The sequence below is a fragment of the Bacteroidota bacterium genome (assembly GCA_017303975.1).
Taxonomy (GTDB): domain Bacteria; phylum Bacteroidota; class Bacteroidia; order JAFLBG01; family JAFLBG01; genus JAFLBG01.
Genome location: JAFLBG010000022.1, coordinates 1 through 12,541, shown reverse-complemented (window position 1 = coordinate 12,541; position 12,541 = coordinate 1). Strand labels below are relative to the sequence as shown.

Sequence of the window (12,541 nt, the reverse complement as noted above, 5' to 3'; positions counted from 1 at the left end):
AGCAAATAAGAAATATAATTGCTAATTTCGGGTATTCATATATATGCCCGTAGAATCTATTTAATCCAACGTTTGATTCTTTTGATTGTAAATAAAACAAGCAGATTACTCCCGCTACACCACAGATAAAGATTCCACTTAAATACATAAGAGTATCGTTTATGGTAAAGTGTTCGTTAAAGGATATTGCAAGCCCAATCCAAAAATGATTTGCAATAATTAGTATCCAACTTAGCTGAACATTTTTTCTTTCTGTAAATGATTTTAAAACCATTATTAACCCAACTATAGAAAATAGAGGAGGTAGCAAGTTGTGTATGTAAGCAGGGATATATTTTTCTATTAGTAAACAAATAACTCCTGTTGTAAATAGTAAGCTGAAAAAAAGTGTTATCTGTTTGTTGTTTTTAAAGTTTAGTTTGTTCCCTGCACTCTTTAGGGGATTCCATAGAAATCGATACATAGCAGTGTCTAGATTCCATTCTTTTACACATAGTACGTAAATAGAGTTTTTTATTTTGTTGTAGAACGTGTTTTGTGTATGTTGAATTTGTGGGGAGAATTTGTAAAACTGTTCTTTAATTAAATAACTTACCACAGAAGGAGACACCAGCAGTTGATATGTTCTTAGAAATGCATTTCCTGAAAAATGAAATAGAGCAAGATGTTTAAGACCAAGAGAAACCTCAATAAATATTAATCCAATTTGTGCAATAGAGGCATAGGCAATTTGACTTTTTACAGAAGATTGAACATGTGCAGTAACGGAGGCTATAATACTTGTTGACAAACCAATTATTACAATCAATATTCGTACCGATAATTGGTGCTCCCAAAAAGGGAACGTTCTCAATAATAGAAAAACTCCAATATGCACCGATAGAGAGCCATAGAATATAGCACTTGATGGCGTTGGGCCTTCCATCGCTCTTGGTAGCCAATGGGAAAATGGTAGTTGTGCCGATTTTGCGACAGCAGTAAGTAATATAAATAATGAAATTAAAACACCAATGGTGCTGTGAGTTGCAAGATGCTCGTGAACCAGCTCGTAGTTGTTAAGTTTTAAAAAAGTAATGTTTTCATGCCATAAGTGATGACTTAGCCACATTGCTAGTATTAATCCAAGGTCTCCAATTCTATATATTGAAAATACTTTTACGGCATTTTTTACAGGTAAATAGCGTTCTCTGTAGAATGCAATTAGTAAGAATGAAGATACTCCGAGTATTTCCCATCCAATAAATAATGTTTCTAGGTTTCCAGAAAAAATAATTATTGTATAACCTAAATAAAATAGAAGTATGGCATTAAAGAATCTTTTGTAGCCATGTTCTTTATGAAGATATACTCTACTATATACCGTAACTAAAAATGTTAATAATGCTCCAACAACTAAGTACACCGCAGTAATATTATCAAAACAAAAATCTATAAAAAACTCGTAGTCACTAGTTTTAAAAATTACAATATCTTTTAGGTTCAAAATTGGATGATTGTTTAACAGCCAATAGCCTAGAAATGTAATTGCGGAGGCTAAGTGAATTCCAATTGTTAGAAAAGCTGATTTTGATAATAGTCCTTCATTCTTTTGGGGAATGAGTAAGCTTACGATAAATCCGGCAATTGGAATTAAAATAAACAGTTCTAGTGTTTTTTCCATAATAGTTAGTTGATTTGATAAACAGGGAAATTTTCTTGATTGGATGCAAGTAAAGGAGTTATATCCCTTACGGATTTTATTTTTTCTCCCGTTAATTGATAGGAAGTAAAAGTTCCATTCTTAAAAACGAACTGTTCTTTTGTATCAGGGTTTATTGCTACTAAGTGAATCCATTTGTTTATAAACCATTCATAGGTAGATTCTGATTTTTTAATTGTATTTAAAATTACATCAGGAAAATGCTCGACAATAATTAGTAAGCGAATTGGATCGTGAACTTCTATCATTTGGCTTGGAAGACCCGGTCTCAAATCTCCATCAATTCCATTTGCAACTCCAAATAAGCCCATCACATTATGGGGCAACTTGGTGCCTGCTCCTAATTTTTGGTTGTCTACACGAGAGAAGTAATATTCTAAATTGATGCCTCCACATACTGGAGCTGCAGCATTTAGGATTCCTAATAGATAATTTCCTTCAGGGTCTATTCTGTAATCGTAAGAGTTTAAGAATGATCTTCTGTCAAGAAAAAGCTGCTTGGTTAATGCTCTTCTTCCTACTATGCAAAGTGCATTGGTCGCATGGTTGAGTTCTGGTCTTGGTTCGAATAAGGATACCGAACGAATTTTTATTTTTTCGTGTATTACTTTTTCGCTCAATGATGTGTCAAGTAGCTCAAATCTTCTAGACCTTTCTCGTGCATTAAAATCAAGTGCTTTGTTGAATGTGTTTTTGTTTTTTAGGTGAAGCTCTTTGTTTTTAATGGATAAGGAACTCTCGTCAAAAAAAATAATTTCATCTCTTGTTGTATCGTGAATACCACCAATAAATTGACATGTTTCCGGAATAACAACTCCTTTTTGTTCAAGTGTTTTTCTTACTTCGGTATGATTTGCCATATGGCAGATAATTCTTGCGTTGACCGAGCCCGGCCTTCCGGAGCAAGCTCCGCAGTCATAAGCTGCATAGTGAGGATTGTTTACACTGCTAGCACCGTGCCCAACTATATAAACTATCGGAGCAAAGTTATTTACTAAGCCAATGCTTCGCAATAATCTTTCAACCCTATCTGTCATTTCATCTATCGTAAATCCAATTTGTAGTCCATCTTCTATGTCAGTTATGCTTTTGTTTTCTATAGTAAGCGTTGAGATTTGTTCCATATGCTTAAATGAAGACGCTGTTGCAGGGCTTATAGAAGGTTTGAAAATATTTAGAAATAGTTTGAATGCAGACCAGAATCCTAATGATTGCGAAATTAGCCAGCCATGAAAGAGTTTATGTGAGTGTTTGGTAAAATGGACATCCTCTTCAAGCTGTTTATTGGTTTCTAATTCTTTAATTAAATGCTTAGGTGTAATAGGAGCCGGGCATAGTTTCGTGTGAAACTTTCCGTGTTCTGGTTTGAAAAAAAAGTCTACACTAAAGAAGCCAGGAGTTCCAAATGTTTCGCAGCTTGTGTCAAAATTTTCTAAGTATCTTCTAAACGAACATTCTCTATCATCAATACAGAATAGTGCTTGAAAAGTTGCATCTTTTACATGCGTAGTATTTTCTGTATTGGAAGATTTTATACCCGCAAGTACTTGGTCGTAATAAGTCCACTCAAAAGCTTCTTGCCATATTTCACTTACTTCTACAAGTTCTGTTTTTACAGATGGTTTAAATAAACTGTCTGGTAGCTCAGAAGTTATTTTGCTTAAGCAGTTCCAGTCGTTACCCAATAGAAATGTTAGATTGTCAATTTCTAGTAGTAACTCAAAAAGTATAAAGTCGTGCAGTGATATTTTTTTTGTGTCTAGAAGCGTTTCGGGTTGATTTTCTATTGCAGATACCATTCCCGACCAGCCCTGATGTTCAAATTGTTGGTCGAATAGATACTGTTCGTATAACGACTCATTACCGACCAATTTGTTTAGTAGTTCAGGAATGCTGCAATTAGTACTTAGTAGAAGCTCTTTAGCTAGTTTGGTTTTAAAGAAACTTGTAAAACTGTTTTTTTCTAGTGCTTTTATGGAATCAATAAATCCTATTCCTTGAATTGGAAAGTTCCAAATTGATATTCCTTGATCTAGATAGCTACATATTATTCTAAATAAGATTGGGTGTACTAGTGAGTCTAAATCTATTTTGTAAAATAGTTTCCAGTTTGCTCTTAGTTTTCCTATTCTTGCTGTGTTTGAAGTTTTATATGGTTTTGTAATACATTTGTTAAGCCATTTTATTAAATTTTCCTCTCCTTTTTTAGAACGTATTATTTTCTCAAGTACATTGTGATTTATTCTTTTTGATTGATATAGATTTCTGTATTCTTCTATTCCTAATGTAACTTTATAGCCAAAAATTTCGGAAGCTCTACTTATTCCATCAATAAAATTTAAATGCTGAAAAGCATGTAACGTATTATGATGTATGAAATCTTTTAATGGAGCTTGCGCTGGCAAATAATGTTTCAGAGAGTGTATTGTTTCGGAAAGTTTAAATGAAACAGCTCTTTCTGTAGTTTGATTTTCAATATCTGGTAGCATATTTTTCTATATAAATAGTTGGTATTGTAATACGTACATTCCTTTTCTGCTTACTCTGTAAATTCCGCCATTCAAAGCATCAGTCTTGAAAATAGGTCTGTTCTGGTAACCAAATGTAATTTTTGCGCTATTCGTTCCATGAACTAAAATGTTTATCCCAAGTTCATAAACCATAGATGGATCTTTTAGCCTATTGAAGTTGCCATACATAAGCGAGCCATATGCTTGTATTGTACCATTATTAGGCAATAAATTATTTTTGAACAAATATCCTGATTGAGCATATATTATATTGCCTGAACCAATCATTGGGAATGCATCTCCAGGACCATTAAATGAAGCATTAGCATTTATCCCATTGGCTGGGTTCATCACTCCTAGGTTTCTTAAGTAGTTGGTCCCTAAGTTGAAATTGTTATATGCCACATAAAGTGAAATTGCATTCCCTTTATCGTTATTGATTGGGGCATCATAAAATAAATCAATTCCTAGAAGCTGCATTGCTTGGTAAAGGGTGTCTCCACTATTATTTAACTTCCACATTGCTTTGTCTTGATTAATAAAACCTGCACCAATTGTAAGAACACGTTTTGTTCCAAGATAGCTACCTGCAGTGTATGGTGTTAAATTCGACTCCTTATCTAAAAACTGATACATAAAATATCCTTGAATTTGCGGCTTAGGAGGTGTTAATGCAAACTCCGCATTTTTTGATAAAGTGTTTAATGCAGCGGAAGAGTTTTGTGTTGCCATAGGTGTTGTAAGAGCAAGCCGGTAATCAAGTTTTCCTAATTTCCCTTTGGCATATAAGCTTAGCTTTCTTAAAAATTGATCAGTAACCCCGTTTGTTGTTTGTTGGTAAAGTGGAGCATCTAGCCCTAGAATGGAAGCAACTGATGGTGATGCAAATCTTGAAAGCCCACTCCATCCTGTTAGTCCACCTCCTATACTTAAGTATTTATCTTTTACTTTATACTCGGCCAATGCATCATGAAAAAATGCTCCTGTATATAGTTTGGATAAATAATTAAAATTATTTTGACCAAATTGAGTATAAAAAAATAGTTTATCTGTGAGTTGTCCATAGAGTTGAAATCGTAGTCTTCTTATACCAATATCAAATGTAGATGATTGAGGTTTCCCGAACACTGTTGTTCCCGGATTGCTCTCATTGTATCGAACCCAAACCTGATTTAATGCAGTAAGTTTTATATAGTGAGTTCCATCCTCATTTAAATTGTATTTTAACTCCTTTGTTTTGTTCTCTTCTGCAACATAAATTGATGGCAAAAGGAGTAGTAGAAAAATAAATGGTCTCATCATTAATAAATTAAATAGATAAGTTTACTCGTGCGCAGGTTTTGGCTTTTGATAATTCTTTGAAGCTCTCTAGTCCGATTATTTTAAATTTTCCATCCTGTAATTCATACTCATCAATAAAGCGATATAGGTTTTCCATGAAAGTATGATCTAAGAATTTCGCATCATTTACATCTAGTATGATTGTTTTGGAGGATGGAATTTCAAGTAGTTTTTTATGTGTTAGTAGCCAATTACTAAAAACACCTGATCCCTTTAACGAAACACAGTACTCGTTTCCAGTTGTAGTAACTGATACTTCAGCTTTAAACAAGCTTTTAATAGATGCGCCATGAATAATGTGGGAAATGAATTTTACTAATATCCCTGCAGCTATACCAAGCAGTAAATCTGTAGAGATTGTAACGATTATTGTTATGAGAAAAATTACTATTTGTTCTTTTCCTATATGATACACATGTTTGAATTCTTTTGGCGATGCCAACTTAATTCCAACAAAAATGAGCATTGCAGCTAAGGAAGCAACCGGAATTAGTTTTATAAGTGGAGCTACTAAAACAACAAACAACAAAAGAAATACACCATGGAAAAAGTTAGCCCACCTAGTTTGACCTCCATTGTTAATATTTGCAGAGCTTCGTGCTACTTCCGATATCATTGGCAGGCCGCCCAATAATCCTGAGATTATATTGCCTATTCCAACTGCTACTAAGTCTTTACTTAAGTCTGATTTTCTTTTTTTTACTTCGATTAAATCAATGGCTTTTCCAGTAAGTAGCGATTCTAAGCTTCCAATTACTGCAAACATAATTACATACTTTATGAAAATTCCGATTGTATCGCTTGATAATGCATCAAAACTTGCATTCCATGAAAGAGATAAAGTCCCGGGGTTGACAAGAGGCTTTAAATTTTTATAAGTGTCGGAGTCTAATGAAAATAATTTATCTAGAATAACACCAACTATTAGAACCAGTAGTGCCGGTGGTATTCGTTTTACTAGTTTGTTGTTAATATATGGAAGGCCCAATAGAATTGCTAAACTTATTCCTCCTATAATTGCAATTTGAGGAGTAAGGTGCGTGATGCTATGTGGAATCATTAGTAATAAATCTAATGGCTCTTTGCCTTTTAATTCAGAGGGTGCAATTCCAACTGCAAAATGAAATTGTTTTGAGATAATAATAATTCCAATAGCAGCAAGCATTCCATGTACTGCTGAGAGTGGAAAAAAATCTACTACGGATGCAACCTTTATAGCGCCAAGTATAATTTGTACAACAGCTGCAACAACTATTACTCCAAGTGTAAGGTGCCAGCCAAGTTCTTGGTTTCCTTTGCCTAATTCTTCTACACAGCCGGCTACAATAACAATTAATCCTGCTGCCGGTCCTTTTATTGTTAGTTCTGATCCGGCAAATATGGATACTACCATACCTCCAACGATTGCAGTTAAAACCCCCATGATAGGAGGAAATCCGCTGGCACCTGCAATTCCTAAGCATAATGGAAGTGCTATTAGTGATACAAGAAACCCAGAGAGCATATCTTTGCTCCAGTTTTCTTTTAACGAGTATAGGTCATTCTGAAAAGAGTTTAATTTCGATTTCATTTTATGTATTTAGAATTTTGGAAAAAAATCAAATAGCTAGACATATCATTGGTTTGTAGCATAGTGCTCAAACTAACTGGCGTAGGTCTAAGAAAATTTTACGAAATTCTAAATACGGAAATTTTGATGTAGGAGATAGGTTTCAATATTGGATATATTGAGAAGCTTATCTGAGTGGGAAATAGGACAAGGGTTTTCTAGATTAATTGAAATTGATGTCCAGTAAATCTCTAATTCATGAAAAATAATGTCTGGAATTTTTTTGTCGTCACTCTCTTCAATATCTTCAATACCCTCAAAAATAAAAGTAAAGGTATCATTTGATGTTGGAGATATAGAGCAAGTTTTGTATTCGATTTGATTTGATTTGTTTGAGTACAAACCTCCAGCTAAAGCAGAACTAATATCCGTTAGGAAAGTTAATAAGAGTAAGTATAATATGATTCTCTTTACGCTCATTTATTATAAAAGGTACTATGCAAAGGTATATTAATTCTATTTGGTAGTACAAATTAAATTTTGTTAAAAATAAAATTGTCATTTTTGCAACTGTAATTAGGTTGTAATCTACCAATGTCAAATTCTTGTTTTTTCATCTCAATTCCCTATTTTTGCGCCCTTTAGGAGCCAAAATCAATGCGCATTTGTTTTGTTACATGTCTATTAGTAGTTTTTATTTTTTTGGATACGATTTGTACTTCCCAAAATTTAGAAAAAATAGGGAAGAAAGAAATGGTGCGCTTAAACGGGAATCTAGCTTATTCATCCGTATTTTATAATGCTAGTGGTATTGAGAATAGAAGACAACCGTTTACTTGGTTTTTGAATGGAAGTATTGCCGCCAACCTATTAGATGTTAGTTTACCATTTACATTTACTTATAGCAACAATCAAGTTGCTTATACGCAGCCTTTTAATATGCAAAGCTTTACTCCAACGTATAAATGGATAAAGGGGTATGCCGGCATTACAGCTATGAACTTTAGTCAATATACACTTGCGGGTCATGTTTTTGCCGGAGCCGGAATTGAGCTAAATCCAAAAAAAATTAGATTTTCGTGTATGTATGGCAGATTAAAAAAAGCAGTGTCATTTGTTTCTGAACCATCTAACGAAGAAAACTTGAGTTACAAAAGAATGGGATTTGGAGCTACTTTAGGATATGAAGATAATGGACATGCTTTAAAAGTCATTTATTTTTCTGCAAAAGACTTGCCAACTTCTCTTTCCTTTGTCCCAATTAACTCTACGGTTATGCCAATGGAGAATACCGTTGTTAGTGTGGTTGGAAGAACTACTGTATATAAAAAAGTAACTATTAGTGCGGAGTATGCATTGTCTGGATTAACGAGAAATATAAATTTGACAGAAGATTTATCTACTACTCCCAAAAATAGATTGCCGTTTATTTTTACTCCCAAAAGTACTACTCAATTTTACGATGCGTTTAAGTCGAGCATTGGGTATTCTCATAAACTTGTTGGATTAAGTTTAAACTATGAACGTGTATCGCCTAACTACCAAACACTAGGAGCCTATTTTTTCAATAACGATTTAGAAAATATTACAATTGCACCAACAGTTTCTTTTTTAGAAGGTAAGCTTAGTCTATCTCTAAATACAGGAGTTCAACGAAATAATTTGGATCGATCTAAGTTGAATACTACAAAGCGCTGGGTGTCTTCGGCTAACATAAATTATATGCCAACAAAAAAATTAACTGTTTTTGGAACAGTTAGTAATTTTAGTACTTATACCAGGCAGAAACCTATGGAAGACCCTTATTATACAAATACCTTAGATACGCTCAATTTTTATCAATTGTCGCAGAATGCAATGGTAAATGTAAATTATAGTTTTGGTACTACGAAAGTTAAACAGGTTTCTTCTCTTTCTGTTTCATATCAGGTTTCATCGCAAGAACAAGGCGAAGCAAAGGGTAATAATTGGCTTTCACACAATACTAAATCTGCGATTCCAACTCGTTTTGTGAATACTAATTTGTCACATACTTCTACACTCATTAAAACTAGGACTTCTATTACTGCCGGCTTAAATGCTAATTATGGATTGTCTTCTATAGGCACTAATTTATATGTAGGGCCAACAGTTAATTTAGCTCAATCATTTTATAAAAATACTATGCGTATCAGTTTAGGAGCTACATACAATCAATTGTTGAATGATACACGTAAAATAAATGAAATTTTTAACGAGCGAATTTCTTTTATGTTTACTCCAAAATTCAAGAAACAAAACAGTGGAAATGTTTCTTTTTCTTTAACCGCGATGTATTTACAGAAATTAAAAACAACTTCAACGGCACTTTCCTATAATGAGTTTACCGGCAACATGGGTGTAAATTATAGTTTTTAAAATGAGGAAAATTAAATTATATATATCGTTTATATTTTTTCTGTCAATAATTAATTTATTCGCACAGTCTGATACTACTGCTAATCCGGAAGCAGACAAGGTGATTTCTGTAGTGCAAAATGTAGATGATGGTGGAAATTTTTTAGATCAACTAAGTTTTGATAGTACACTTTCATTACCGTTTGGAATTATTCGCCAAATTGGTTCAGCGAGATACATTGTAGCAATTGATTCTAGTAAATTTCTTCCACAAGGAGCCTACTTTAATGCTTATGCTGCAATAGACTTTCCGGGTACAACTAAAAAAATTGCATTTGCTGCTAAGAATATAAAATTTAATCCTGTAGGTGTGGTAGGAGGTAATCAAGCTAGACTGATGTTGGTAAGCGAACACATTATTAAAATAAATAATACTGTGAGTCTGAAAATAGTAAAAGATGGAAATAATTTTGTGGAGTGGGATTGCAATGGATTTAAAGCGATTAGTTTAAAAGGCGAATTTTTATTTAGTAAAACAAAACTATTGCCTGATTCTTCGCAAACTACCGATAAAGTTGTTCGGGCTACGTTTCAAATTTATACCAATGATATACATGATTTTGTAACTCAAGTAAGTATAACACCATTTTTTGTAGAGGGTCTTAAAGGGTGGTCATTTAATGTTACGAATGCTACTGTTGATATGAGTGAGTTGGTTAATGCCCCAACGATGGTATTCCCGGCAGGATATACAAATCCAAATATGCTTACACCTGCTATGTGGTCTGGCTTTTATTTAGAATCACTGAAAGTAAAACTTCCTTCCGAGATTTCGCAGGCCGGAAAGCGCTCGGAACTTGAAGTGCACAATTTGCTCATTGACAATATGGGTTTAACTGGACTGTTTCAAGTAAATAATGTTTTTTCAACTGAGCAGGGTACTATGAGTGGATGGGGTTTTTCTTTGGATGAATTGGGTGTTGGTTTTTTATGCAATCAATTAAATAGTGGTCATTTAAAAGGAAAAGTTAGTGTGCCAATTATGGATAGTACCCAAACACTTGTTTACAATGCCAATGTATATTATAATCCACAGAGTAAAGAAACTGATTATAGTTTTGCACTTAGTCCTGCAAATAATTTAAAATTTAATGTTTTTTCTGCGCAGGTTACATTAAATAGTAATTCGCAATTGTTAATTGTGAAGAGCAATGGATTATTAAAACCGACTGCTGTTTTAAATGGTTTGATAAGCTTTAATCACGCAAAGTTCGATTCGAAAGGCGATCAGCTTGCATTTCAAAATTTGACTATTTTAACGCAAGCTCCTTATGTTACTAACGGTTTGTTTACACTCCATTTGGCCGGAGGGCAGAATCCGAAAGCGGCTAATTTCCCTGTTTCTATTAATGATATAACATTTGGAGTAAACAATGGTTTTCCTTTGTTGAGCTTTAGTGTAACTGTTAACTTCATGAATAGCTCTAATAGCGGATTTAGTGCAGGAACGTTAGTTGGCTTACAAGCGAAGATTGTTCCATACCAGCAATCATATACAGGAGAAGCACCTGCAACTGTTACGAAAACGAAATGGGAGTTTGATAAGTTTTTTATTAACGGTGTTTCTCTCAATACAGTAACAAGTGTTTTTACACTTAATGGAACTGTTATTTTTAGGGACAATGATCCAGTATATGGGGATGGTTTTTTTGGACAAATTTCATTTTCAATTCCTAATGTACTGCCTTCTCCTGTTCAAATATCTGCATGTTTGGGAGCTAAAGCCACATATCGATATTTCTATATTGATGCGGCAGTCCCCGTGAATATCCCACTTGGTACTGTTCCCATTACATTAACAAAGCTAATGGGTGGTTTGTATTATCATATGAATCCGCAAAATACGAGTCAAGCACAAATGATTGCAGCTTCGCAAAATCAAAGTTCCACCACAACAAACGCTTTAACTTATATCCCCGATTCAACTATATCTATTGGCTTTAAAGCTGGTGTAGGGTTTAAATATTCGTCTAGCGAAGTAGTTGCTAACGGAGATGTATTGTTTGAAATAAATTTTACAAGCTCCGGAGGGCTTGGTATTGTTAAGCTTGCAGGAGATGTATATGTATTGGTAAATGTAAATGAACGGGTTAAAGCACCTGTAAAAGGAAGTATCCTTGTTCAGTACGATGGTGTTAATTCCGTATTTGATGCAAATGCAACCGTAACGATCAATGCCTACAATGCAATTACGGGGAACGGATTTATCAAAATGCACATAGAACCTGGAGTGTGGTACGTATGTGTAGGTAAACCCACAACAACCAATCAAATTAATATAATGAATATGGTTACTGCCGAGTCTTACTTTATGGTAGGTAATAGTATAGAGCCGGCAAATGCTCCACCTCCTGAGGTAGCTACGATATTAGGTGCATCCGGCTTAAATGGAAATAGAGATGATACTAAACTTTCAAATGGGGCGGGCTTTTGTGCGGGGGCTAGATTAAACGCATCGTTGTATAAACAATACGGATTTAGTTTTTTTCAAGTGTATGGTTCATATGCATTTGGCTTGGGATTCGATATGATGTTGATGAATTATGGTTCTAATAGTTACTGCGATAATGATGCCTCTCAAAAGGTTGGTTTAAATGGCTGGCAAGCAAGTGGCAATATGTATTTGTATATGCAAGGTAATGTTGGCGTAAAAGGTAATATTCGTTTTTTGCCGGGCTGTAATTGTGATAATGAAAATATTTGCTTCTGTAGAAATTTTGATTTCACGGTTTTTGATTTAGGCGTAGCTGCTATTGTCGGAGGAAAGCTCCCTAAGCCAATTTATTTTTATGGTCAAATAGGTTGTTACTATAACATCTTTGGAAAGGTAAGCGGTACCTTTAATTTTCATTTTGATTATGGTTCGAATTGTAATCCGGTTACCAATTAATTATGAATTACAATCCAATAAAAATTGATAACATATATAAATGAAAAAATTGCAACTACTTTTTTCTTTTTTCCTTTTTGTACTTGTGTCTTTACAAGCGCAGAATAATGGCTCTA

7 protein-coding genes are annotated in these 12,541 nt (G+C 34.0%); 2 read left to right on the top strand and 5 right to left on the bottom strand.

The window, feature by feature from the left end; genetic code table 11:
* The 5 genes from J0M08_08675 to J0M08_08655 all read right to left on the bottom strand — a co-directional run.
* The coding region (locus J0M08_08675; protein ID MBN8703126.1) for a hypothetical protein at nt 1–1,660 on the bottom strand (1,660 nt) is incomplete at its 3' end.
* Between the two features lie 5 nt (nt 1,661–1,665).
* Complete coding sequence (locus tag J0M08_08670) at nt 1,666–4,188, bottom strand: DUF2309 domain-containing protein (protein MBN8703125.1); 2,523 nt, start codon at nt 4,186–4,188, stop codon at nt 1,666–1,668.
* Nucleotides 4,189–4,194: 6 nt separating this feature from the next.
* Nucleotides 4,195–5,511 carry a hypothetical protein gene (locus tag J0M08_08665; protein ID MBN8703124.1) on the bottom strand — a complete coding sequence of 439 codons (1,317 nt, stop codon included), beginning with the start codon at nt 5,509–5,511 and terminating at the stop codon, nt 4,195–4,197.
* Between the two features lie 7 nt (nt 5,512–5,518).
* Nucleotides 5,519–7,120 (bottom strand): SulP family inorganic anion transporter, encoded by a 1,602-nt coding sequence (locus J0M08_08660; GenBank protein ID MBN8703123.1) that lies wholly within the window; start codon nt 7,118–7,120, stop codon nt 5,519–5,521.
* Nucleotides 7,121–7,228: 108 nt separating this feature from the next.
* Nucleotides 7,229–7,579, bottom strand: coding sequence for a hypothetical protein (locus tag J0M08_08655; protein MBN8703122.1), 351 nt, complete (start codon nt 7,577–7,579; stop codon nt 7,229–7,231).
* Nucleotides 7,580–7,801: 222 nt separating this feature from the next.
* On the opposite strand from J0M08_08655, the gene J0M08_08650 reads away from it, so the two are divergent.
* Both J0M08_08650 and J0M08_08645 read left to right on the top strand, forming a co-directional pair.
* Nucleotides 7,802–9,496, top strand: coding sequence for a hypothetical protein (locus tag J0M08_08650; GenBank protein MBN8703121.1), 1,695 nt, complete (start codon nt 7,802–7,804; stop codon nt 9,494–9,496).
* Nucleotide 9,497: 1 nt separating this feature from the next.
* A complete protein-coding gene (locus J0M08_08645) occupies nt 9,498–12,425 on the top strand; it encodes a hypothetical protein (GenBank protein MBN8703120.1) in 2,928 nt (975 codons plus the stop codon).
* Nucleotides 12,426–12,541: the final 116 nt, after the last annotated feature.